This is a genomic window from Type-C symbiont of Plautia stali (genome assembly GCF_059730935.1).
The window spans coordinates 2,394,842-2,418,330 of record NZ_AP035923.1; the positions used below are offsets into that span (position 1 = coordinate 2,394,842).

Annotated in this window: 19 protein-coding genes; 1 reads left to right on the top strand and 18 read right to left on the bottom strand. The window is 58.1% G+C overall.

All coding sequences use genetic code 11. From position 1 onward, the window contains the following. Positions 1 to 43 precede the first annotated feature (43 nt). From astB to AC6I7J_RS11265, 4 genes are read right to left on the bottom strand one after another with little or no spacing between them, the layout of a single operon-like run. The gene (astB, locus tag AC6I7J_RS11250; protein ID WP_498005699.1) at positions 44 to 1,372 is read right to left on the bottom strand and encodes an N-succinylarginine dihydrolase; all 1,329 of its coding nucleotides are present in this window, start codon (positions 1,370 to 1,372) and stop codon (positions 44 to 46) included. Beyond that, complete coding sequence (astD, locus tag AC6I7J_RS11255; RefSeq protein ID WP_215480235.1) at positions 1,369 to 2,838, bottom strand: succinylglutamate-semialdehyde dehydrogenase; 1,470 nt, start codon at positions 2,836 to 2,838, stop codon at positions 1,369 to 1,371. Before astD ends, astB begins: the two co-directional genes overlap by 4 nt. Next, complete coding sequence (astA, locus tag AC6I7J_RS11260; protein ID WP_058785638.1) at positions 2,835 to 3,866, bottom strand: arginine N-succinyltransferase; 1,032 nt, start codon at positions 3,864 to 3,866, stop codon at positions 2,835 to 2,837. Before astA ends, astD begins: the two co-directional genes overlap by 4 nt. Continuing rightward, on the bottom strand, positions 3,863 to 5,083 hold the full coding sequence (locus AC6I7J_RS11265; RefSeq protein ID WP_215480233.1) for an aspartate aminotransferase family protein: 1,221 nt from the start codon (positions 5,081 to 5,083) through the stop codon (positions 3,863 to 3,865). The genes astA and AC6I7J_RS11265 overlap by 4 nt, the downstream gene beginning before the upstream one ends. 870 nt (positions 5,084 to 5,953) lie before the next feature. Between AC6I7J_RS11265 and AC6I7J_RS11270 the strand changes: the two genes are divergently transcribed. After that, positions 5,954 to 7,042 carry a porin gene (locus AC6I7J_RS11270; protein ID WP_136547202.1) on the top strand — a complete coding sequence of 363 codons (1,089 nt, stop codon included), beginning with the start codon at positions 5,954 to 5,956 and terminating at the stop codon, positions 7,040 to 7,042. Between the two features lie 93 nt (positions 7,043 to 7,135). Here AC6I7J_RS11270 and AC6I7J_RS11275 read toward each other — a convergent pair whose 3' ends face one another. The 14 genes from AC6I7J_RS11275 to flhD all read right to left on the bottom strand — a co-directional run bounded on the left by AC6I7J_RS11275 (position 7,136) and on the right by flhD (position 22,913). After that, positions 7,136 to 8,575: a YchO/YchP family invasin gene (locus AC6I7J_RS11275; protein WP_215480232.1), complete on the bottom strand. Its 1,440-nt coding sequence runs from the start codon at positions 8,573 to 8,575 to the stop codon at positions 7,136 to 7,138. Positions 8,576 to 8,795: 220 nt separating this feature from the next. Further along, a complete protein-coding gene (cheZ, locus tag AC6I7J_RS11280; RefSeq protein ID WP_058757663.1) occupies positions 8,796 to 9,437 on the bottom strand; it encodes a protein phosphatase CheZ in 642 nt (213 codons plus the stop codon). Positions 9,438 to 9,446: 9 nt separating this feature from the next. Continuing rightward, positions 9,447 to 9,836 carry a chemotaxis response regulator CheY gene (gene cheY, locus AC6I7J_RS11285; RefSeq protein WP_021506272.1) on the bottom strand — a complete coding sequence of 130 codons (390 nt, stop codon included), beginning with the start codon at positions 9,834 to 9,836 and terminating at the stop codon, positions 9,447 to 9,449. A 39-nt stretch (positions 9,837 to 9,875) separates the two neighbouring features. Then, positions 9,876 to 10,925 carry a protein-glutamate methylesterase/protein-glutamine glutaminase gene (locus AC6I7J_RS11290; protein WP_021506273.1) on the bottom strand — a complete coding sequence of 350 codons (1,050 nt, stop codon included), beginning with the start codon at positions 10,923 to 10,925 and terminating at the stop codon, positions 9,876 to 9,878. Continuing rightward, on the bottom strand, positions 10,922 to 11,797 hold the full coding sequence (gene cheR / locus AC6I7J_RS11295) for a protein-glutamate O-methyltransferase CheR (protein WP_031279190.1): 876 nt from the start codon (positions 11,795 to 11,797) through the stop codon (positions 10,922 to 10,924). Before cheR ends, AC6I7J_RS11290 begins: the two co-directional genes overlap by 4 nt. A gap of 104 nt (positions 11,798 to 11,901) precedes the next feature. Further along, positions 11,902 to 13,581: a methyl-accepting chemotaxis protein gene (locus tag AC6I7J_RS11300; RefSeq protein ID WP_058785637.1), complete on the bottom strand. Its 1,680-nt coding sequence runs from the start codon at positions 13,579 to 13,581 to the stop codon at positions 11,902 to 11,904. A 152-nt stretch (positions 13,582 to 13,733) separates the two neighbouring features. Continuing rightward, the gene (locus tag AC6I7J_RS11305) at positions 13,734 to 15,395 is read right to left on the bottom strand and encodes a methyl-accepting chemotaxis protein (RefSeq protein WP_494260050.1); all 1,662 of its coding nucleotides are present in this window, start codon (positions 15,393 to 15,395) and stop codon (positions 13,734 to 13,736) included. Between the two features lie 172 nt (positions 15,396 to 15,567). Further along, positions 15,568 to 17,241, bottom strand: a complete 1,674-nt coding sequence (locus AC6I7J_RS11310; RefSeq protein ID WP_211726250.1) for a methyl-accepting chemotaxis protein — start codon at positions 17,239 to 17,241, stop codon at positions 15,568 to 15,570. 172 nt (positions 17,242 to 17,413) lie between these two features. After that, complete coding sequence (gene cheW / locus AC6I7J_RS11315; protein WP_021506278.1) at positions 17,414 to 17,911, bottom strand: chemotaxis protein CheW; 498 nt, start codon at positions 17,909 to 17,911, stop codon at positions 17,414 to 17,416. A 22-nt stretch (positions 17,912 to 17,933) separates the two neighbouring features. Further along, positions 17,934 to 19,925 (bottom strand): chemotaxis protein CheA, encoded by a 1,992-nt coding sequence (gene cheA, locus AC6I7J_RS11320; RefSeq protein ID WP_168714941.1) that lies wholly within the window; start codon positions 19,923 to 19,925, stop codon positions 17,934 to 17,936. Positions 19,926 to 19,935: 10 nt separating this feature from the next. Further along, positions 19,936 to 20,967 (bottom strand): flagellar motor protein MotB, encoded by a 1,032-nt coding sequence (motB, locus tag AC6I7J_RS11325; protein ID WP_498005702.1) that lies wholly within the window; start codon positions 20,965 to 20,967, stop codon positions 19,936 to 19,938. After that, on the bottom strand, positions 20,964 to 21,851 hold the full coding sequence (gene motA, locus AC6I7J_RS11330) for a flagellar motor stator protein MotA (protein WP_021506281.1): 888 nt from the start codon (positions 21,849 to 21,851) through the stop codon (positions 20,964 to 20,966). The genes motB and motA overlap by 4 nt, the downstream gene beginning before the upstream one ends. Positions 21,852 to 21,984: 133 nt before the next feature. Then, positions 21,985 to 22,563 (bottom strand): flagellar transcriptional regulator FlhC, encoded by a 579-nt coding sequence (flhC, locus tag AC6I7J_RS11335; protein WP_021506282.1) that lies wholly within the window; start codon positions 22,561 to 22,563, stop codon positions 21,985 to 21,987. Beyond that, positions 22,563 to 22,913, bottom strand: a complete 351-nt coding sequence (gene flhD / locus AC6I7J_RS11340; protein WP_058769677.1) for a flagellar transcriptional regulator FlhD — start codon at positions 22,911 to 22,913, stop codon at positions 22,563 to 22,565. The genes flhC and flhD overlap by 1 nt, the downstream gene beginning before the upstream one ends. Between the last annotated feature and the right edge of the window lie 576 nt (positions 22,914 to 23,489).

Consider the following 23,489-nt stretch of genomic DNA (forward strand, 5'->3'; position numbering starts at 1 on the left):
TCACTCCTTTCTGACACAGGGGACAACACATTTGCCCCCGGCGTTAACGCTGAAACGCGTAGACACTGCCTAAGTCTAGCAGCTGTGTCAGCTCGTCCAGCGCGCTTCGCCCTTCGCTCAGCAGCTGCGGATCGGCCAGGTCGGCCTGCGTCAGGCGGTCGCGATAGTGACGGTCCACCCAGTCATTCAGACGCGTAAACAGGCGATCGTTCATCAGCACGGCCGGATTGACGGCCTGACGCTCCGCCTCGGTTAACACCACGCGCAGACGCAGGCAGGCCGGTCCGCCGCCGTTGCACATGCTTTCACGCAGATCAAACACCTGCAGTTCACGAATCGGGCCGCCGCTCTCCACCAGCTCGCTCAGGTAGCGCCACACGCCGGGATGCTGGCGCGACTCTTCCGGCAGCACCAGCCGCATGCCGCCATCCGGATGCTGCAAGAGCTGGCTGTTAAACAGATAGGTGTTCACCGCATCAGCCACTGACACCCGATCGCGCGGCACCACAACCGGCTGGAAGCCCGGCACCTGATCCGCCAGCTGTTGCAGCAGCTGGGGCTGGTCGACAAACGCCTCTTCGTGGCAGAAAAACACCTGCTGATTGCTGACGGCGATTACGTCGTTGTGGAACACCCCCTGATCGATCACCGCCGGATTTTGCTGAGCAAACAGCGTGCGCGCGTCATCCAGCTGATGCAGTCTCGCCACCGCCGCGCTGGCTTCACGCGTCTGGCGCGCCGGATAGCGCGCCGGTGCGCTGCCCTGCTGCTGGCCGTCGCGGCCGTAAACAAACAGCTGAACGCCGGGCGCGCCATAGTCAGCGCCGAAGCGGTTATGGTTGGCTGCGCCTTCGTCACCAAACAGCGCCACCTGCGGCAGCGCGTCGTGTACGCTGAAGTGGCGGCCATCGCGGAAGATGGCGCGCAGCAGGTCGGCGGTTTCCGGCGCTTCAATCGCCCGGTGGAACTTATTGTTGAGGTTGGCAACGGTAAAATGCACTTTGCCGTCGGCGCTGTCGGCCGATGGCGAAACCGTGGCCGCATTGGCCACCCACATCGCCGACGCCGAACTGGCCGCTGACAGCAGCTGCGGTGCCTGCTGCGCCGCTTTGGCCAGTACCTGCGCATCGCTGCCGCTGAATCCCAGCTGGCGCAGCAGCGGCAGATTAGGCCGCTCGTGCGGAGGGATAACCCCCTGCACATAGCCCATGTCGGCCAGCGCCTTCATTTTCAGCAGCCCCTGTTTGGCCGCCAGCCGCGGATTGGAGGGCTGCAGCTGATTGCGCGTGGAGGCTTCGTTGCCAAACGACAGGCCAGCGTAGTGGTGCGTCAGGCCGACCAGACCATCAAAGTTTGCTTCAAACGCCTTCATGATGTCGCTCCTGAAGCAGCAAAATCGAGCCCCGGCGACAGGCTGCCCGGCAGCGCTAAGCTGCTGCTCTCCAGCGAGGCCATCGGCCAGGCGCAGTAATCTGCCGCGTACCAGGCGCTGGCACGGTGATTACCGGAAGCGCCCACGCCGCCAAACGGTGCCGAACTGGCGGCGCCGGTCAGCGGTTTATTCCAGTTCACGATGCCGGCGCGCGCTTCCAGCAACAGCTGATCAAACTGGTCACGCTGTGGTGACACCAGCCCGCACGACAATCCGTAGCGCGTGTCGTTGGCGAGGCCAATCGCCTGCGCGTAATGGTCGTAGCGGATGACCTGCAGCAGCGGTCCGAACACCTCTTCGTCAGGCAGTCCGGCGACGCCGGTCATGTCGATGATGCCGGGCGTAATAATCGCGCTGTCGCGATCCGGCCAGTGCATCGCCAGCAGCACCTTGCCACCCAGCGCAACCCGCTGCTGCCAGGCGGCGAAGATCTGTCCGGCGGCGGCGGGCGAAATCACGCTGCCCATAAACGGCTGCGGTTCGGCGTCCCACGCTGCCGGTTTGAGGCGCGCACTCACCTCGACCAGGCGCTGCAGGAAGGCATCGCCTGCCGCACCGCGTTTCACCAGCAAACGACGCGCGCAGGTGCAGCGCTGGCCGGCGGTAATGAACGCCGACTGAATAGCGATATGCACCGCGCCATCAATGTCGGCCGGATCTTCCACAATCAGCGCATTGTTGCCGCCCATCTCCAGCGCCAGCATTTTCTCCGGCTGTCCGGCGAACTGGCGATGCAGGTGATAGCCGGTGGCCGCGCTACCGGTAAACAGCAGGCCATCAATCTGCTCCGCCTGCGCCAGCGCCTGGCCGGTATCACGTCCGCCCTGTAACAGCGCCAGCGTACCCGCCGGCAGGCCCGCTTCATGCCACAGCTGCACGGTTTTCTCTGCGGTGGCGGGGGTCAGTTCGCTCGGTTTAAACAACACGCAGTTGCCCGCCAGCAGCGCCGGCACGATATGTCCGTTCGGCAGATGGCCGGGGAAGTTATACGGGCCGAACACCGCCAGCACGCCGTGCGGCCGGTGGCGCAGTGAACTCTCACCTTCGGCCTGTTCGCCGGTGCGCGTGTGATAAGCCTTAACCGAAATGGCCACTTTATTGATCATCGCCTGCACTTCGGTCAGCGTTTCCCAGCGCGGCTTGCCGGTCTCACGTGCGATGATCGCCGCCAGCTCGGTTTTATCCCGCTCCAGCAGACGGGCAAAGTCCTCTACCCGCGCCTGGCGGGCAGCAAACGGCAGACGTGCCCATGCCGGGAATGCCGCGCGAGCCGCCTCACAGGCCGCCGCCACCTGCGCCGCAGAAGCAGCGTTGCCCTGCCATAAGATCTCGCCGCTCACCGGATTGTGTTTACTCAGCGTCTCCGCGCTGCCCGGCTGCCATTCACCGTTGATAAAATGCGTCATGCGTTATTCTCCTCGCGACCCAGGGTAACCACCCGCAGCGAATCGCCATAGTCGCAGCGCAGCGCGGTGCGCTGCTGCTGATTAATCAGAACCTGACCGGATGCGATATCGACCGGCAGCAGCGCCACGCGGAACTGCTGATAGTCGCAGTTCGCCACCAGACACAGCGGCCAGTGCGCCTCAGCTTCGCCTTCGCTGGCGGTCAGCACTTTGCTCTTGCGGATGGCGCGGATGCGGTCGATCTCACACTCCAGCGTCGGGCCGCCGTCAAAGATGTCGATATAGTTGAGATAGCGGAAACCCTCGGCTTCCAGCACCGCGCGCGCCGGCGCGGTTTTCGGGTGGACTTCACCAATCACCTGCTGTGCCGCTTCCGACAGATAGTGGATATACAGCGGATGCTTGGGCATCAGTTCAGCGATAAAGGCTTTTTGCCCGGTGCCGCTGAGAAAATCGGCCTGGCGAAACTCCATAGAGAAGAAACGGCTGCCCACGCTGTCCCAGAATGGCGAATGTCCCTGCTCGTCGCTGACGCCGCGCATCTCCGCAACCACGTGCTTCATGAAGCGCTCGCGGAAATTCGCCATAAACAGAAAGCGCGACTTGGACAGCAGATGACCGTTTTTACCGTCGCGGTAGTCAGGATCGAGGAACAGCGTGCACAGTTCGCTGCTGCCGGTGTGATCGTTACTCAGCGACAGCGTCGGCAAACTGGCGTAGACGTTCAGCTCTTTCGAGGCGTGCACCTGGGTACCGACGCGGAAGTTGTACCAGGGATCCTGCAAACCTACCGCCACTTCAATGGCGCAGATGCCGACGGCACGATTGTCACTGCTATCCGCCAGCACAAATACGTAGCCCTGTTCGGCGCGCGGCAGCGCGTCCTGCCAGGTTTGCAGCGAGCGCTCAATGCGCGCCTTCAGCGTCTCGCTGTCAGCGGGCAGCGAGGTCAGACCGCCGCCGGTTTTCCCCGCCAGCGCCAGCAGCTGCGGCAGATCGTCACGTTCGACGGGGCGAATCACCATCATGATGTGGCTCCTTTGAGCACGCGTGCGCAGGCGCGTTCGAAGCGCGCCAGCCCTTCTTTTACTTCATGCTCGCTGATGTTCAGCGCCGGGGCAAAGCGCACCACGCTGGCACCGGCGATCAGTACCATCACGCCCTCTTCCGCCGCCGTCAGGTTGAACTGTTTGGCTTTACCGGCAAAATCGTCATTCAGCACCGCGCCAATCAGCAGGCCCAGGCCACGAATCTCTTTAAACACCGGCAGCCGCTGGTTGATCTCCTGCAGCGCCGTGACAAACCACTGGTGCCGCTCGGCAACGCCAGCCATAAACTCAGGCTGATTGATCAGCTCCATCACTTTACCGGCCACCGCACCGGCCAGCGGGTTGCCGCCGTAGGTGGTGCCGTGCGTGCCGACGCCCATCACCTGCGCCAGATCTTCACGCGTCAGCATCGCACCGATGGGGAAACCGCCGCCCAGCGCCTTGGCGGTGCTCAGCACATCAGGCGTGACGCCGTAATGCATATAGGCATACAGCGAGCCGGTACGGCCGACGCCGCTCTGCACTTCATCAAAAATCAGCAGCGCCTGATGGCGGTCGCACAGTTCGCGCAGTCCGCGCAGGAACGCCGGATCGGCCGGTAATACACCGCCCTCGCCCTGAATTGGCTCGACGATGACCGCGCAGGTCTGGTCATTAATTAAGGCCGCCGCCGAGGCCAGATCGTTAAAGGTGGCATGCTGAATGGCTGGCGGTAACGGGGCGAAATCGCGCGAATAGGCGGGCTGTCCGCCGGCTGAAACGGTGAACAGGGTGCGGCCGTGGAAGGCATTGGTGAAGGCGACGATACCGTTTTTTTCGGCACCGAAACGGTCGTGCGCTACTTTACGCGCCAGCTTCAGCGCGGCCTCGTTGGCTTCCGCCCCGGAGTTACAAAAGAACACGCGGTCGGCAAAGGTGGCATCAATCAGCTGCTTCGCCAGGCGCAGTATTGGTTCGTTGGTGTAGCCGTTGCCGGTGTGCCACAGTTTACCGGCCTGCTCGGTCAGTGCCTGCTGCAGCGCGGGATGGGCATGGCCAAGCGCGTTCACCGCGATGCCACCGGCAAAATCGATGTACTCTTTGCCCTGCTGATCCCACAGCGTAGAACCTTCGGCACGCACCGGCACAAAAGCCGCAGGGGCATAAACCGGCATCATCCATTGATCGAAATCGTGACGTGAAACCTGCAGTGACATAGCCATTTCTCCTGCCTCACTTCGGGTGAAGCTTTTGTTTTAAAATTGTTAAAAGTTGCTGAGTTGCAGCTCGACTATAGAGTGCAGTTAACGTGCCAGCCAGAGGAAAAAATGCATAAATCAGGTTAGACAACGAAATATCAATGATTTACACCCTTTCACTATGCACATTTAATGCATAAAAAGTGAATAACCATCCGATGACAGCGGCACCGTAGTAATTTGTTTAGCAGATTTATGCATTCGCAAAATGAAATATTGCTTTTGTGATCGCACAGCAGATATTTCGCCAAAATGAGGCGTCTGCTGCGCCATTTTGGGGCGCACTGCGCTTAACGGGTGCAAGTGACAGCCCGGTTCAGGCATCGGCGTGGTGCAGGTCGGCCGCTTATAAGTAACAACTGATTAACTTATTTTGGCTACCTTGCGCCAGGCTGGCCGGTAATTAAACGTATTAAAGATCGGGATATTATTTAGCCTGAAATAAACCGACACAGTGCGTCAATGCGGATAATTTACGGGGTGACTATCAGCCTGCTTTGATTCATAAGCATTGAACTTTAAGGCATAGGCTTGTGCTATTTAAGGCAATAAAACGCTATTTTTATTAAGTCATACCCCTCTTACTTTAATCATTACTTATCAATAATATAAATATTAATCGTCGATTAAACGCTCACTTAATCATGATAAGTAAAAGCGATTCCCATTTCCGAATAATGGAATTGGCGTATAAAAATCGCACAAATAGCCAATAAGAAATTATTTGTTACAACTATTGCACTACTGATCTTTATCCTTTTGTGTCATTTTCTTGTCACCCCACCAGGGGCTTAAAAAATTAAAAAATAACACAGGGTAAAAATATAAATGATGAAGCGCACTTTACTGGCAGCGGTCATGCCATTGCTGCTGGGATTTTCTGTGGCTCAGGCCGCTGAAATCTATAATAAGGATGGTAACAAGCTGGATCTGGTCGGCAAAATCAACGTGTCGCACCTGTTCTCCGATGACACCACCAATGATGGTGATACCTCATCGTATGTCCGTATCGGTTTTAAGGGCGAAACCAAAATTACCGATCAGCTGACCGGCTACGGTTTCTGGCAATCGCAGTTCAGCCTGCGTAACACGGAAGGTGCCGATGCCCAGGCCGGTAACAAAACCCGCCTCGGCTATGCGGGTCTGAAGTTTGCGCAGTTTGGTTCGATCGACTATGGCCGTAACTATGGTCTGATTTATGACGTGCTGGGCTATACCGATATGCTGCCTTTCTTCGGCGGTGATTCCGGTTATGTCGATGCTTTCCTGTCCGGTCGCTCCACCGGCGTGCTGACCTGGCGTAACAAAGATTTCTTCGGTCTGGTTAAAGGCTGGAACGTCGCAGCGCAGTACGAAGGCAAGAACGAGCGCAGCGACAGCGCGGCAACGCCAAACCTGGCGGTACGCCGCTCCAACGGTGATGGTTTCGCCCTTTCCACCTCGTATGACACCGACTTTGGCCTGAGCGCGGTTGCCGCCTATGCCAGCCTCAATCGCGTCAGCGCGCAAAACCTTGCCACTTACGGCAGAGGTGAGAAAGCCGAACACTGGGAAACCGGGGTGAAATATGATGCTAACCAGCTCTATCTGGCGACCATCTACGGCGAATCCCACAACGCTACGCCAATCGGTAACATCGGGTTCGCCAACAAAGCGGTGAATTTTGAAGCCGTGGCGCAGTATCAGTTCCTGAACGGTTTCCGTCCGTCGCTGGGCTACGTGAGCTCAAAGGGCAAAAATATTGAAAACGTCGGCGACGCCTGGCTGTTCAAATACGCGTCCGTGGGTGCCACCTACTACTTCAACAAGAACATGTCGGTCTACAGCGAATACCGCATCAACCTGCTGAAAGATGACAACGCGCTGCGCCTGAAAACCGACGATATTACCGCGGTCGGTCTGGTGTACCAGTTCTGATGATGATTTACCCTCATGGCATCCCGGCAAGTGTCGGCTGAGGATGCAGCAAAGGGCAGCTCCGGCTGCCCTTTTTCTCTGGTGCCGCGCTGATTATGGCGCCAGTAGGTCGAAGCGGTTTTCGCCCCCCTGCTCCAGCATCACCGGCGGCTGCACCTGCAGCGTAATCCAGTTGGAAGTCACGCGATTTTGCTTGCTGTCCTCCAGCGTCACCGACAGGCGATAACTGTTGTTCGCCTCAGGCGACGCATCCCACGCCGGCATAATGATACTCCAGCCCTGTGGATCGTTGGGATCGGCACCCGGCGTCAGGCTCAGCGCCTGCGTATCGCCCTGCCAGCTGACTTTACTGATTGGATGTGCACTGCGGATCTGCAGTTTCAGCGGCAAACTCTCGCCCGCATTGAGCTGCCACGGCGGCGTGGCGAGGAATACCGACAGGGTTTTACGCTGGCGGAACTCCAGCACCGGCGTATTGCTGCGCGTGACCAAATCATAGCGACTACCGCGCAGCGAACGCGCGGCGGCGACGTTATCCGGATTGAGCTGCTGACTGAGCGCCACGCCAAAGCGGTAGTTGAGACGTAAGCCGAGCTGATCCTGGCTCTCGCCTTCATTACTGGTTTTGTGGCTGGCCGATACGGTGACCAGCGGCACTGGCGTGTAGGAGACGCCCAGCGTCAGCGCTGAAGGATTGTGGTAGCTGTTGCCGGAATTAAACAGATCGACATTGTTGCCGAGATACTGCTGCCAGCTGACCGACACGCCCAGCTGGCGGTAAAACGGCAGATAGCCCTGGGTAGTGACATCATACCCACGCGCCAGCCGCTGCTGCTGGAACGGGTTGCGATTGCGCCAGCCGGACAACGGCGTGTAGTAGTTGGCGGATAAGCGCAGGTAGTCGCTCCAGGCCTCGGTGCCCAGCGAAGCGCGCTGCAAGCCGCTGTCAAACAGCCGATCAACGAAGCCGTTATAGCCCAGCAGCCAGCTGCCGGCCACCCAGCGCTGTCCCAGCCCGGCATTGCCCACCAGCCCGTCATCGGTCTGGTGTACGCCCAGCTGGCTGAACGTGAGGTAATTGTAGCGATCGGCCCATGGCGTCAGCAGCGAAGCCCCGCTGCCGCTGAAGTTGCCCTCCATATCGACGTTGAGATCGATCTGTGCCTGGCCATAAGGCGACAGCAGCGACTGCCCTTCATCCGCCACCCGGGTGGCAACCTCATCACGAAAATGGTTAAACGCCCAGATACCGGCCTGCTGACCCAGCGTGGTATCGCTGTCGCTGTTCTGGCTGGCCTCGCCGATGCTTTTGGCAATGCCCGCCAGCTTTTTACTGAACGCCGATGTATCGTCCTGATAGCCCAGCGCCGGTAATCCATCAGCGATTTTCTGGAAACGTGCCGGATCGGCAAACGGTGTTGCGGAGACGTCGCTGTTGCCAGTGAAGGCCTGCGCAGGCGCAACGGCCACCAGTACAGGGGCCCCGAAGGTTACAGCAGCGAAAATTTTGCGGGTCAGAACCAATGGCAGCATAGCAAAAGAGTAGTCGTTTCAGTTTAGAATTTGAAGTAGCTCACAAAACTGTACGAGGTTACCTTAACATATCCTCGCGCCAACGTAGGACTTGTCTTGCTATGTTTCAGAATTTACGCCACCCAAGGGCATGCAGGGCGATCAGACGGGAAAACACGTCGTGCGGTCCCCTCTCCCGGGCGGGAGAGGGTTCGGATGCGGGTTGAACACCCGATCAGCATTAAAAACCTAAACTGTCCAGCAGGTCGTCAACCTGGTCCTGGCTGGAAACCACACCTGGCGCGTTAGCATGGATCTGCGGACCGTTCAGCAGGCTGTTGCCCTCTTTACGTGCCGCCGCATTGGCTTCCGGCATGTTCTCCAGCAGTACCATCAGCAGCTGGCGTTCGATCTCCTGGATCACATCCATCATGCGCTTGATTACCTGACCGGTCAGGTCCTGGAAATCCTGCGCCATCATGATTTCCAGCAGCTGCTTGTTGGTGTACGCCGTGTGAGACGGAACGTCGTCAAGGAACTGGCGCGTATCCGAAACCAACTCGCGTGCATCCGCCAGCTCGATCGGGTTTTCAAACCAGGCATCCCAGCGGCCTTTCAGCTGGGTGGCGCCGGCTTCCATCTGGTCCTGGTGTGGCTGCGCCGCTTCCACACAGTTCAGCGCACGTTCCGCTGCCTGTGCGGTCATCTGCACCACATAATCCAGACGGTCACGCGCGTCCGGAATCGCTTCTGCCGCTTCGGCAATGGCCTGATCCAGCCCTAGTTCGCGCAGGCTGTCACGCAGCATACGTGTCAGAGAGCCAATCCGGGCAATAATCTCGTGTGCCGAAGCTTCTTCAGTTGGTTTCGGAAGGTCGCTCATCACATCTCCTTACATACCCAGTTTTTCGAAGATTTTGCCCAACTTCTCTTCCAGCGTGGCGGCGGTGAAAGGCTTCACCACGTAACCGCTGGCACCGGCCTGCGCGGCGGCGATGATGTTCTCTTTCTTGGCTTCGGCAGTGACCATCAGCACCGGCAGTTTGCCCAGCGTGGCGTCAGCACGAATGGTCTGCAGCAGTTCCAGACCGTCCATGTTCGGCATGTTCCAGTCAGAGATAACGAAATCGAAGCCGCCTGCACGCAGTTTGGTCAGGGCGTCGACGCCATCCTCGGCCTCTTCCACGTTATTGAATCCCAGCTCTTTCAGCAGGTTACGGACGATACGACGCATCGTGTTGAAGTCGTCCACTACCAAAAAGCGCATGTTTTTATCAGCCATATCTACTCCTGTGTTGTCTTGTCCGGCAGGACCGGCTCGTTAAATTCGCAATGCCTGTCCGGCGCTAATTTTGGCCAGCATATGCTGGCTGATGTGGCCCAGATCGACCACTTCACTGGTGCCGCCCATCGCTATCGCTTCGCGCGGCATACCAAATACCACACAGCTGGCTTCATCCTGGGCGATGGTCCACGCGCCGGCGCGGTGCATTTCCAGCATCCCGGCCGCGCCGTCGTTGCCCATGCCGGTCAGAATGACCCCCACTGCATTTCGCCCGGCGTTGACCGCAACCGAGCGGAACAGGACGTCCACCGACGGTTTATGGCGGTTCACCGGCGGTCCGTCGTTCAGTTTCACCACGTAGTTGGCACCGCTGCGCGCCAGCTCCATGTGCATCGCGCCCGGCGCGATATAGGCGTGACCGGGCAAAATACGCTCGCCGTCTTCCGCCTCTTTCACGGTAATCTGGCACAGCTTGTTCAGCCGCTCGGCAAACGAGCGGGTAAAACCGGGCGGCATATGCTGCGTAATCAGCAGCGCCGGACTGGTGGCCGGCAGCGGCTGCAGCACATGGCGAATCGCCTCGGTGCCGCCGGTTGAAGAGCCGATAGCAATCAGCTTTTCACTGCTCAGCAGCGGTCCCGCTTTCAGCATCACCGGCTGCGGCGTGGCGGCACGCGCATGCAGTTTGGCGCGCGCGGCGGCGCGAATCTTGTCGGCAATCATCTGGCTGTAGGCCAGCATGCCTTCACGGATGCCGAGCTGCGGCTTGGTGACGAAATCTACCGCGCCTAACTCCAGCGCACGCAGCGTCACTTCCGATCCTTTACCGGTCAGCGACGAAACCATCACCACCGGCATCGGCCGCAGGCGCATCAGTTTTTCAAGGAAGTCGAGGCCATCCATACGCGGCATTTCGACATCCAGCGTCAGCACCTGCGGGTTGTACTGTTTGATCAAATCCCGCGCTACCAGCGGGTCCGGCGCCGTCGCGACCATCTCCATATCGGGATGGCTGTTGATGATCTCCGTCATCAACTGGCGCATCAGCGCGGAGTCATCCACGCACATCACGGTGATTTTGCTCATCGTCTTTCCTTGGTCAGTCCATAGACAGTCTGTCCACGCAGCCAGAACTCTTTACTGATCTGACTGAAGTTTTCCGAATGCCCGGCAAACAACAGACCGCCCGGCTTCAGCAGGGGAACAAAACGGCGCAGAATTTGTTCCTGCGTCTCTTTATCGAAATAGATCATCACGTTACGACAGAAAATCGCGTCGAACGGCCCCGGCAACGCCCAGTCGTGCGCCAGTAAATTGAGCTGCGCATAGTTCACCATGTTGGCCAGCTCGCTGCGCACGCGCACCATACCGGCGTGCGGACCGGTGCCGCGCAGGAAGAAGCGCTGCAGCTGCGACTGCGATAAGGTGCGCAGCTCCTCCTGGCGATAAACGCCCGCTACCGCTTTCTCCAGCACCTGGGTATCAATATCACTGGCGTGGACGGAAAATTTCCCCGGTCCGGTGCCCAGCGTTTCCGCCAGCGTCATGGCAATCGAGTACGGCTCTTCACCGGTTGAGGCGGCGGTGCTCCACACGCTGTAGTTGCCGCTGCGTTTGCGCGCATGCTCTGCCAGAATCGGGAAGTGGTGCGCCTCACGGAAAAATGAGGTCAGGTTGGTGGTCAGTGCGTTAATAAACGCCTGCCACTCGGCACTGTTCGGGTCCTGCTCCAGCAGCGCCAGATAGCGACCAAAATCATCAATATTCAGCATGCGCAGCCGACGTACCAGACGGTTGTAAACCATCTCGCGTTTGTGGTCGGCCAGCACGATGCCCGCGCGCTGATAGATCAGCTGGCTGATACGACGAAAATGTGTATCGGAAAGCGGCAGGCGCTGCACCATTTGTGAGAGCAGCGTCGTGGCTTCATTTTGATCCAATAACGTCGATTTCTTCATTTCGGGTCACCCGGCAACAAACTGATTAAATTGTGATACTGCGGTTGCTACTGTGCTGCCAGTGCACACCATTCACACGGGCCGCCCTGCGGCGGCCACAAGGGTTAAAAGGTTTCCCAGTTATCGTCAGCGCCACGAGCTCCTGCCGCTGGCGCCAGCGCCTGCGGTGCAGACGGACGCGCAATTTTTGGCGCTGTAGTTACGTTAACGGCCTGGGCGACAAATTCTTTACCAATATTGAACACCGCCACCGACTGTTTCAGTCGGCTGGCCTGATCTTCCAGCGCCGCTGCCGCCGTCGCGGACTCTTCCACCAGCGCGGCGTTCTGCTGGGTGACGCGGTCCATCTCGTTCACCGCCAGGCCAACCTGGTCGATACCGCGGCTCTGCTCATCGGAAGCCGAGGCGATTTCGCCCATGATGTCGGTCACGCGGGTCACCGCGTTGACGATCTCGCTCATGGTTTCGCCCGCGCTCTCTACCAGCACCGAGCCGGTATTGACGCGGCTGACCGAATCTTCAATCAGGCCTTTGATCTCCTTCGCCGCCTGCGCGCTGCGCTGGGCCAGACTGCGCACCTCGCCCGCGACCACAGCGAAACCACGCCCCTGCTCACCGGCGCGTGCCGCTTCCACCGCGGCGTTCAGCGCGAGGATATTGGTCTGGAAGGCGATACCGTCAATCACGCTGGTGATATCGGCAATCTTCTTCGAGCTGCCGGCGATGTCCTTCATGGTACTGACCACGCCATCGACCACTTTGCCGCCCTGCTGCGCCGTTTCGGACGCGTTCAGCGCCAGCTGCGACGCCTGACGGGCGTTTTCCGCGTTCTGCTTCACGGTGGCGGTCAACTGCTCCATGCTGGCCGCGGTCTGCTCCAGCGATGCGGCCTGCTGTTCGGTACGCGAAGAGAGATCGTTGTTGCCCATGGCGATTTCGCTGGCGCCGGTGTAGATGGCGTCCGAACCGTCGCGCACGATGCGTACGGTGCGCGCCAGCTCCTGCTGCATGTGCTGCAGCGAACTGAGCAGGTCGCCCATTTCGTTGCGTACACTGAGATCGACCGGCTGCGTCAGATCGCCGCGCGCAATATGGCGGATGTGCTCAATGCTCTGCTGCAGCGGACGGATCAGCGCCGTACGCATGCCGCTCCACACCAGCGCAATCACCAGCAGCGTCACCAGCAGCGTGCCGACCACCAGCATAATCGCGTGTTGGTAAGCGCTCTCGTTGGCGTCAATGCCCTGTTTTGCCAGCACAATGTTGTAGGCGAGCCAGGCGTTGTAATCCTTTTCAAATTTGTCCTGAAAACCCTGCGTTGGCTGATCGACAAAGCCTTTAAAGTTACCGGCACTGAGAAAATCAATCAGCTCGGCCAGCGCCCCGCGAAACGCGTTGTAGTTGGCCTGCAGCGTCAGCACGTTCTCTGCGCTTTTGCCCTTTTCCGACAGGTTAGCGTTGAACTCGGCAAAGCTCTGATCGGCGGTTTTCAGCTCCGTATTGGCCAGCGCCACCAGATCTTTTACCGTGGCACCGGAGCCGGCCTGCTGACTATCCAGCAGATAGCGGATACCGGCACGGTTCAGCGTGTTACGCGCCTGTACCAGCGAAACCCATGAGGTGCCCATCGCCCGCTGCAGGGTGCTAAGACGTTGGTTGTACGCAAAATTATCTTTATCGGCTTTCACCGTTGAAAAAAACATTCCTCCGGAAAACAGCTGCAGTAAGGCAAATAACGCCAGCACGCACAGCAGGCCGGATACCACTCGAACACGACTAAACATAAACACCTCATTAATTGGCGGATCGCTGGTGTTATCGGCGCGCAGGCGCGGATCTTTATGTGAGGTGAAAGGGGTAAGACCAGCAGCAAACCGGGGAAGGGTCAGCCACGCGACCCTCTCCCGCGGCGGGAGAGGGTCGATTCAGGCAATGATTAAAACGTTTCCCAGTTTCCGTCACTCACCGGGGCCGCAGCGGCTTTGCGCACCGCCGGCGGTGTCGTGGTCAGCGAAGGACGCACAGGGGCCGCTGCCGACGCGCGCGGAATGCGGAACACCGCCACCGACTGGCTCAGGCGGCTGGCCTGCTCCTCCAGCGAGGCCGCGGCAGCGGCCGACTCTTCTACCAGCGAGGCGTTCTGCTGCGTGACGCGGTCCATCTCGGTCACCGCCTGGCCCACCTGGTCGATGCCACGGCTCTGCTCATCCGAGGCCGAAGCGATTTCGCCCATGATGTCAGTCACGCGCGTCACCGCACCGACGATATCCTGCATGGTGTCACCTGCGGTGCCGACCAGCTGCGAACCGGCGTTAACCCGGCTGACCGAATCGTCAATCAGTCCTTTGATCTCCTTCGCCGCCTGCGCGCTGCGCTGCGCCAGGTTACGCACCTCGCCCGCTACCACGGCAAAACCACGGCCCTGCTCACCGGCGCGCGCCGCTTCGACCGCCGCGTTAAGCGCCAGGATGTTGGTCTGGAAGGCAATGCCGTCGATGACGCTGGTGATATCCGCGATCTTCTTCGAACTGCCGGCGATGTCATGCATGGTGCGCACCACGCCTTCGACCACGTCGCCACCTTTGCGTGCCGTCTCCGACGCGCTGAGCGCCAGCTGCGAGGCCTGCCGGGCGTTCTCGGCGTTCTGCTTCACCGTGGCGGTGAGCTGCTCCATGCTGGCCGCGGTCTGCTCCAGCGATGCCGCCTGCTGTTCGGTACGCGCCGAGAGATCGTTGTTGCCAGCGGAAATTTCGCTGGCGCCGGTAAAGATGGCGTCCGAGCCGTCGCGTACGTTGCCGACGGTGTGCACCAGCGACTGCTGCATCTCATGCAGACTGCTGGCCAGCTGGCTCATTTCGTTACGCCCTTCAACGGTGATGGTCTGCGTCAGATCGCCTGCGGCGATATGGCGAATGTGGCCGAGCAACTGATGCAGCGGCTGAATCAGCACCGTGCGCAGGCCAAACCAGCAGGCGACAATTACCGCGATCACCATCACGGCGACAATCGCCAGCAGCCACATCATAGTGTGGAAGGCACGCTGGTTCTGCGCCACGCCCTCAGCGGCTAAAGCACTCTGCGCGCTGCGCCACTCTTCATAGGTGGCTTTCATTTTGACCTGTTTGGCTTCAATGTTCTGATCAAACATGCCCTGCAGATCGTTGGCTTTCAGCCGGGCCAGCATCGCCTTCAGGCCGTTATTGAACGCGGCATAATCCGCTTCCAGCCGATCGCGCAGCGCATCAGACAGCCCCGGCGTCGCTGGCAAATCGTAATAACGCTGATAGTGGCCGGCCGCGGTGTCGAGCTGTTTCTCCGTCTGCGCGATCAGTGCATTAAGCTGACCGCCGTTGGTCTGTGATGCCATGCTGCCCTGCATGCGCAGCATGGCGCGGTTGAGCACGGTACGGGTTTGATTGAGTTCAATCCAGGCATCGGACATGGCAGCGACGTTATTACTTGACGTTTGTGCCACAGCAAACGCCTCTTTATCTTTTTGTAATGCCGACCAGAACAGCCCGCCGGACAGTAATTGCATAGCACCGAACACCAGCAGGACGGCGATCAGGCTGGTGACGACGTTGATTCGTTTTAACATGGTGTCTCCAAAAAGGGGGTTACGCCCTGTTTATCGACCGCTGCGCTGAATATTTGAGAGGGTTTACCGGACTTTACGAGGGATAATGCTGAATTAAAGCTTTTTTACAGCGTTTTATAAGTAAAGAAAGCAGGAGATGAGGGAGCGGCGCGCTGTCCGCTCCCGTTTCAGCTTAGAACGTTTCCCAGTTGGCGTCGCTGACCGGCGCGGTCAGCGCTTTGCGTGGCGCACTGGCCTGCGGGGGGGCGATCTGCGGATGGCGCACACCCGTGCTGCTGACAGGCTGAGCGCCACGTGGAATGCGGAACACCGCCACCGACTGGCTGAGACGGCTGGCCTGCTCCTCCAGCGAGGCCGCCGCCGCCGCCGACTCTTCCACCAGCGAGGCGTTCTGCTGCGTGACGCGGTCCATCTCGGTCACCGCCTGGCCGACCTGATCGATACCGCGACTCTGCTCGTCTGACGCCGAGGCGATCTCGCCCATGATGTCGGTGACGCGCGTTACCGCATTGACGATTTCGCCCATGGTATTGCCCGCCGTGCCGACCAGCTGTGAGCCGCTGTCAACGCGACGCACCGAGTCTTCAATTAGCCCTTTGATCTCCTTCGCCGCCTGCGCGCTGCGCTGGGCAAGGTTGCGCACTTCACCGGCCACCACCGCGAAGCCGCGGCCCTGTTCCCCGGCGCGCGCCGCTTCGACAGCGGCGTTGAGCGCGAGGATGTTGGTCTGGAAAGCGATACCGTCAATCACGCTGGTAATGTCGGCAATCTTCTTCGAACTGCCGGCAATATCGTGCATGGTGCGCACCACGCCTTCCACCACTTCTCCGCCTTTCTGCGCGGTTTCCGATGCGCTGAGCGCCAGCTGCGAGGCCTGCCGCGCGTTCTCGGCGTTCTGCTTCACCGTGGCGGTGAGCTGCTCCATGCTGGCCGCGGTCTGCTCCAGCGACGCCGCCTGCTGTTCGGTACGCGCCGAGAGATCGTTATTGCCGGCGGAGATTTCGCTGGCGCCGGTAAAAATGGCGTCCGAGCCGTCGCGCACGTTGCTGACGGTGCGCACCAGCGCCTGCTGCATCTCCTGCAGCTTGCTCGCCAGCTGGCTCATTTCATTACGTCCTTCGACGGTGATGGTCTGGGTTAAATCGCCCTGCGCAATGTGTTCAATGTGCTGGATGCTGTCGTTGAGCGGCTTAATCAGCACCTTACGCAGGCCGAACCAGCACAGCACGATCACGCCCACCACCAGCGCCAGTACCAGCCCCAGCAGCCACATCATGTGCTCGTAAGCGGCGCTGTTCGCCGCCACGCCGGCCGCCGTCAGACGATCCTGATCGGCACGCCATTGGGTGTAGTTTTCCAGAAAGGCACTTTGCGTCGGGGCCACCGGTACTTTGCCGGCTGCGGCGGTATCGTTGTGCTGCAGTACCTGCTGCATCTCAGCCAGCGCGCTGGCGTAAGCTTTATAGGTCTGTTCCAGCTGCTGATTGAGCTGCAGGTTTTGGCCCGGCGTGTCCGGCGTGTTTTTAAACAGCGTGAAGTTATCCTGCGCCGTCTGCTGGAACGTCCTGCTCTGCCCGAACAGCGTACTGATGTCAGCTTCGGTGCCGGTCAGTTTACTGGTGGCAATACGCAGCTGGATACGCGTCAGGATCACGCGGCTTTGGTTAAGGCTCATGTAAGCATCATTGATGGCGGCAATGTTTTTGCTCGCCAGCTGAGAGGTATTGAAACTTTTTTTGTCGTCACTCAGCGCTTTGAAAAACAGCGAGCCGGAAGCCAGCTGCAGTACGCCAAACACCAACAACACCAGCAACAGGCTGGTCACAACGCGGATTTTCGTAAACATAGTTTGCCCTGGGAAATGAAGAAAAATCGTGCGATACAGTTATCGACCTGACGGCGGGAATATTGAGCGAGGGCAGGAAATATTTGTGGGCTTTGCTATTGATTTATAACGGTTTAATAAAGAATGTAATAGTCACGGGCCGCATCAGCGACCCGTGACTCTCTGCGAACGATTATGCGCTACGCAGCGTATCCACCAGCGCCATCTCTTCACTGCTCAGCAGTTTTTCGATGTCGACCAGAATCAGCATACGCTCGCCCAGCGCACCGAGGCCGGTGAGGTACTCAGTCGACATGGTGACGGCAAATTCCGGTGCCGGACGGATCTGATCCTGCGTCAGCGACAGCACGTCAGACACGCCATCCACCACGATGCCGACCACGCGATGCTCAAGATTCAGCACGATCACCACGGTGTTTTCGTTGTACTCCACGTCCGGCTGCGAGAACTTCACGCGCAGGTCGATAATCGGCACAATCACGCCACGCAGGTTAGTCACGCCCTTGATGAACTCCGGCGTGTTAGCGATACGCGTTACCTGATCGTAACCACGAATCTCCTGCACTTTAAGGATATCGATGCCGTACTCTTCGTCACCGAGGGTGAAAACCAGGAACTCCTGGCCGACGGTTTCGCCGGCGATTTTCGTCACGGTTGCCATGTCAGTCATTTTTTTACCCTTTCGTTATCTGTTACGCTGCGGCACCGGCCACACGCTTCTCACGGTTCAATGATTGCAGTGCCGATACGTCGACAATCAGCGCAACGCTGCCATCGCCGAGGATGGTGGCGGCGGAAATGCCAGGCACTTTGCGGTAGTTGCTTTCCAGGTTCTTCACCACCACCTGATGCTGACCAATCAGCTGATCGACCAGCAGCGCATAGCGACGTCCTGCGCTCTGCAGGATCACCACGATGCCCTGCGTGGCGTCGGTTTTGGCGTTCTGCACGTCAAACACGTTCCACAGCTCAACCAGCGGCAGGTACTCGCCGCGCACTTCCAGTACGCGCTCGCCACCAGCCAGCGGTTTCAGCTCTTCAGCCGTGGGCTGCAGTGACTCCATCACCGCGTTCAGCGGCAGGATGAACACTTCGTCTGCCACGCGCACCGACATCCCGTCGAGGATCGCCAGCGTCAGCGGCAGCAGAATGCGAATGGTGGTGCCTTTGCCCTGCTTCGAGGAGATTTCGACGTGACCGCCCATCTCCTGGATATTACGTTTCACCACGTCCATGCCGACGCCGCGGCCTGATACGTCGGTCACCTGCTCGGCGGTCGAGAAGCCTGGCGCGAAGATCAGCATGCCGACTTCTTCATCGCTCATGCTGTCGCTGACCGGCAGGCCGGACGAGAGCGCTTTCGCCAGGATACGTTCACGGTTGAGGCCGGCACCGTCATCGATCACTTCGATGCAGATGTTGCCGCCCTGATGTTCCGCGGACAGCGTCAGATTGCCGACCGCCGTTTTGCTGGCGGCCAGCCGTTTTTCCGGCGTTTCGATGCCGTGGTCGAGGCTGTTACGCACCAGGTGCGTTAACGGATCGATGATGCGTTCAATCAGGCTCTTATCCAGTTCGGTTGAGCTGCCGAGCAGCGTCAGTTCAACCTCTTTGCCCAGCTTGCTGGCCAGATCGCGCACCAGACGCGGGAAGCGGCTGAACACGTACTCCATCGGCATCATACGAATCGACATCACCGATTCCTGCAGGTCGCGGGCGTTACGCTCCAGCTGACCCATACTGTTGAGCAGGTCACCATGTGCCACCGGATCCAGCGCACCGGAGCGCTGCGCCAGCATTGACTGGGTAATCACCAGCTCGCCGACCAGGTTGATCAGCTGGTCAACTTTTTCCACCGCCACGCGAATACTGCTGGATTCGCTGCTTTTGGCGGGCGCGGCGGCACGCTTGCTCTCACGCTTCACCGCCGGGGTAATGTCGGTGACGGTCGCCGTTTGCTGCACCGGCGCTGCGGCTTCGGCCTCTGCGACTGGCGCGGCGGCAACGGCGGCGGGTGCGGCGTCCTGCGGGAACTGAATCTGCGCTTCATCAATCACGAAACACAGCACCGCCACGATATCGTCTTTGCCGACACCGTCGATAGTGGCTTCCAGCGAGCTGGCGCCTTTCACCACATCGGTCAGGGTGCCGAGGTTGCCCAGCTCTTCCAGCAGCAGATCCGGCTCTTTCTCTTTCAGATTGATCAGCTGCAGGCGCAGGCCGCTGCTGGCGGGCGCGGCAGGTGCTGCCACGTCGGCGAGCGCCACCACCGGTGCGGCGGCTTGCGGGGCTATTCCTTTGGCTTCCAGCGCCAGCTGGCGCAGGGCTTCACAGATGTAGTTAAAGCTTTCTGCGTTTGGCTCCTGCGCGGTTTTATAGGCATCGAGCTGTTCCTGCATAATATCTTTGGTTTCCAAAAACAGGTTGATGATGTCGGTGCTGAGCTGCATTTCGCCACGGCGCGCACCATCCAGAATGTTTTCCAGGATGTGGGTGGTTTCCTGTAAAACCGTAAAGCCAAACGTACCGGCTCCGCCCTTAATGGAGTGGGCGGCGCGGAAGATGGCATTCAACTGCTCGGAATCGGGCTCCTGGGGATCCAGTCCCAACAGGTGTTGCTCCATATCCGCTAACAGCTCATCGGCTTCATCAAAAAACGTCTGGTAAAAATCGCTGATGTCCATGCTCACGGGATCACCTCGGCTGTGAGGGTTGGTCTGGTGTCACCGCGCTGGCGGCGGGCGGTGCCGCTGCCGGCGGATTCGCCGCGGCTGCCGGTGTGGCCGGTGCTGCGGTAGAACTCGTGGGGGCAGTTGGCGCCGCCGGACCAGCCGGTGCGGTAATGCTAGGTAAAATCTGCGCCGGGTCACTCACCTGAACGGCATCGCTCTCGGCATTCTCTTTTTCAATCGCCGCTTCGGTGTCATGGTTCAACACCAGCAGGCTGATACGACGGTTCACCGCGTCGTTGGCGCCGCGGTTTTTCAGTTTCATGGTGTCGGCCATGCCGACCACGCGCAGCATTTTGCCGCCGTCCAGTCCGCCCGCCACCAGCTCGCGGCGTGAGGCATTGGCACGATCCGCCGACAGTTCCCAGTTGCTGTAGCCGCGATCGCCGCTGGCGTACTGGAAGTCATCGGTATGACCGGACAAACTGATTTTGTTAGGAATATCATTCAGCAGCGGCGCTATGGCGCGCAGGATATCGCGCATGTACGGCTCCACTTCCGCGCTGCCGGTTTTAAACATCGGGCGGTTCTGGCTATCGATAATCTGAATGCGCAGCCCCTCTTCCACCATGTTGATGATCAGATGCGGACGCAGCGCTTTCAGGCGCGGATCGGCCTCAATCAGCTGGTCGAGTTTTTCACGCAGCCGGTTCAGGCGAATGTCATCCAGCTGGCGCTTTTGCGCATCCATATCGACCTGTTTTTGCACTTCGCCTTTCTTCTGCGTCGGATCATCGCCGCCGCCGGGAATCGGACTTTCGCTGTCGCTGCTACGCTGACCGCCGGTCAGGGCGACCTTGAGCGGCGTTTTAAAATATTCGGCAATCTGCACCAGCTCCTGCGGATTGGCGATCGAGATCAGCCACATCACCATGAAGAACGCCATCATCGCCGTCATAAAGTCGGCATAGGCAATCTTCCATGAGCCATGGCTGCCTTCATGCTTTTTATGTTTGCGCCGTTTGACCAGCACAATCGGGCGATTACCATGCTTCATGAAGGCGTATCCGAAGTCTGCTTAGCCGGGTTTTTCGCGTTACGCACGTGCTCTTCCAGCTCGGTAAAGGACGGACGCTCGGTGGAATACAGGGTTTTACGACCAAACTCGACGGCGATCTGCGGCGCATAACCGTTCAGGCTGGAGAGCAGCGTGACTTTGACGCACTGCATCATCTTGGTGGTTTCCGCGCACTTCTGGCGCAGCACGGATGCCAGCGGGGAAATGAAGCCGTAAGCCAGCAGAATACCGAGGAAGGTTCCCACCATGGCGTGCGCAATCAGTGCGCCCAGTTCTGCCGCCGGGCGGTCCGCGGAGGCCAGCGCGTGCACCACGCCCATTACCGCGGCGACGATACCAAACGCCGGCAGGCCATCACCGACTGCCGCTAAGCTTTGTGCTGGTACTTCGCACTCGTGTTCATAGGTTTCGATCTCTTCATCCATCAGGGCTTCGATCTCGAAAGCATTCATATTTCCGCTCACCATCAGACGTAAATAGTCGGTAATAAAATCCACTAAAGGTTTATCGGACAAAATACGCGGATAGTTAGCGAAAATTTCGCTCTGGCTGGGATCTTCAATATCGCGTTCCAGCGACAGCATGCCCTGCTGACGTGATTTCGCCATCAGGCGATACAGCAGCGCCATTAAATCCATGTATACGGCTTTGTTATATTTTGAGCCGCGCATTAACAAAGGCAGCGCTTTTAGCGTCTTTTTAATCGATTTGCCGTTGTTGCCCACCAGAAACGCACCAATGCCGGCGCCGCCAATAATCAGCAACTCCGACGGCTGGTAAAGCGCGCCCAGATGGCCGCCTACCATCATGTAACCGCCCAGCACGGAACCGAGGACTACGATATAACCCACAATAATCAGCACAAAAACATCCTTACGTCCGTAACGTGTTGGTGGAAGTTAAGCCAGAGAGCCGCAGGTGTTATTCACAGGGTGTGGGCAAAAAAAAAGCAGCGGTATTAACCGCTGCTGGATGCTTTCCACGATGCGAACAAACTTAAACGGCGCGTTTAACCTGTTCATCCAGCAGTTGTGGAAAGGTATCGGCAGAATCTGCAGAAAGTTTACGTCTTTTTACGGCACGTGATGGCGGCTGGCACAGGCTGCAAACAAAGCTGCCCGGCGGCTGATGCGCGTGGTTGATGAAGCTTCCGCCACAGCATTTACAGTCAGACAATTCCAGCATGCCACTTTCAACAAATCGCACCAGGGTCCAGGCGCGGGTCAGCGCCAACAGCGGGCCCTCGTCCGATTGCGGACACTGCTCAAGATACAGGCGATACGCTTTGATAACCGCCTCTACGCCACTGCTCAGCCGGGTTTTCAGCAGAAACTGCCAGGCGTTGCAGAACATCGACGCATGAATATTTTGTTCCCAGGTCATGAACCAGTCGGTAGAGAATGGCAGCATGCCTTTCGGTGGGGGTGCACCACGCAGCTCTTTGTACAGTTTAATCAGGCGACCGCGGCTCAGCTGGGTTTCACTTTCCAGCATCTGCAGTCGTGCGCCCAATGTAATCAGCTCCATTGCCAGCTGAATATCACGCGCTTCCTGAACGATACTTTTTTCGGTCATTATACCGCCCTCTTTTTAGCAGAGGCATCGTCTTTCGATGCGCTGCGCAATAAACGGCTGGATAATAAAATACCGGTGTGGATTTGCTGCAAATCATCCACACGTGATTCCTGCGTTAAACGGTTAATAAGATTGTGATCGGTAAAGCGGAACTGGCAAACCAGTTGATTGGTTTCCGCTAATTTTACCATCTCAGGTAAAGTCAATTGCTGCAATGCATCCGCCATTGGCTCATCGATACCTAAACGAAACATTGCTGAAGCTTTTTCCTGGTTTATCAAACGCTGTGCAAGCAATAAATATGACAGATTGATGTCATATATGTGTTTTAGTAATTCTGATGTACCCATTTTTTTCCATCCTGATAGACGCGACATATATACGGCCACAGAATTAAGTGTTCTATGGTTCGGGTTGCTGGTTGGTAAATCTAAAGATGGCAAAAAATAATCAGGCATAAGCCAACGCGTACTGAACTGTTTCACTTCCCACCGGGATATTGATCAGTAGTAGTCAAAACTCCAGGCCAATCTTTTCTTGAGTTGTAACCATCTTCCGTGACGTCTGCTTACAGTTTTTTAAGACTAATCCGAAAACAAGGCAAATCTATATCGTCTGATTTCGACATACAACGTGATTGGTATGAAATTTTAGATAAAGTGTGATCTGCGTCACACTTTTAAGGCAAATTTTTCAAGTGAAGCTTCAGTAATGCTTTTCTGTTGTTCTTTTTTTGAGCGATTTTGAAACGTTTCGCTAATATTTCACAGGAAAAGTCTGAATTTTGAAGTGTGTCGCAGATCGTCACTATGGGGCGATCTTTTATCTGCTACGTTGGCTTTAGGCAAAGACAAGACCCCAAAATAAACCAAAAAGGCAGCATAAAACACCAAAAATGGCTGTAATTATTCGCTTTTAAATTAATC

Coding starts and splice junctions, on each gene's coding strand:
- astB (WP_498005699.1), bottom strand. CDS start 1,372: ATGAAGGCGTTTGAAGCAAACTTTGATGGTCTGGTCGGCCTGACGCAC.
- astD (WP_215480235.1), bottom strand. CDS start 2,838: ATGACGCATTTTATCAACGGTGAATGGCAGCCGGGCAGCGCGGAGACG.
- astA (WP_058785638.1), bottom strand. CDS start 3,866: ATGATGGTGATTCGCCCCGTCGAACGTGACGATCTGCCGCAGCTGCTG.
- AC6I7J_RS11265 (WP_215480233.1), bottom strand. CDS start 5,083: ATGTCACTGCAGGTTTCACGTCACGATTTCGATCAATGGATGATGCCG.
- AC6I7J_RS11270 (WP_136547202.1), top strand. CDS start 5,954: ATGATGAAGCGCACTTTACTGGCAGCGGTCATGCCATTGCTGCTGGGA.
- AC6I7J_RS11275 (WP_215480232.1), bottom strand. CDS start 8,575: ATGCTGCCATTGGTTCTGACCCGCAAAATTTTCGCTGCTGTAACCTTC.
- cheZ (WP_058757663.1), bottom strand. CDS start 9,437: ATGAGCGACCTTCCGAAACCAACTGAAGAAGCTTCGGCACACGAGATT.
- cheY (WP_021506272.1), bottom strand. CDS start 9,836: ATGGCTGATAAAAACATGCGCTTTTTGGTAGTGGACGACTTCAACACG.
- AC6I7J_RS11290 (WP_021506273.1), bottom strand. CDS start 10,925: ATGAGCAAAATCACCGTGATGTGCGTGGATGACTCCGCGCTGATGCGC.
- cheR (WP_031279190.1), bottom strand. CDS start 11,797: ATGAAGAAATCGACGTTATTGGATCAAAATGAAGCCACGACGCTGCTC.
- AC6I7J_RS11300 (WP_058785637.1), bottom strand. CDS start 13,581: ATGTTTAGTCGTGTTCGAGTGGTATCCGGCCTGCTGTGCGTGCTGGCG.
- AC6I7J_RS11305 (WP_494260050.1), bottom strand. CDS start 15,395: ATGTTAAAACGAATCAACGTCGTCACCAGCCTGATCGCCGTCCTGCTG.
- AC6I7J_RS11310 (WP_211726250.1), bottom strand. CDS start 17,241: ATGTTTACGAAAATCCGCGTTGTGACCAGCCTGTTGCTGGTGTTGTTG.
- cheW (WP_021506278.1), bottom strand. CDS start 17,911: ATGACTGACATGGCAACCGTGACGAAAATCGCCGGCGAAACCGTCGGC.
- cheA (WP_168714941.1), bottom strand. CDS start 19,925: ATGGACATCAGCGATTTTTACCAGACGTTTTTTGATGAAGCCGATGAG.
- motB (WP_498005702.1), bottom strand. CDS start 20,967: ATGAAGCATGGTAATCGCCCGATTGTGCTGGTCAAACGGCGCAAACAT.
- flhC (WP_021506282.1), bottom strand. CDS start 22,563: ATGACCGAAAAAAGTATCGTTCAGGAAGCGCGTGATATTCAGCTGGCA.
- flhD (WP_058769677.1), bottom strand. CDS start 22,913: ATGGGTACATCAGAATTACTAAAACACATATATGACATCAATCTGTCA.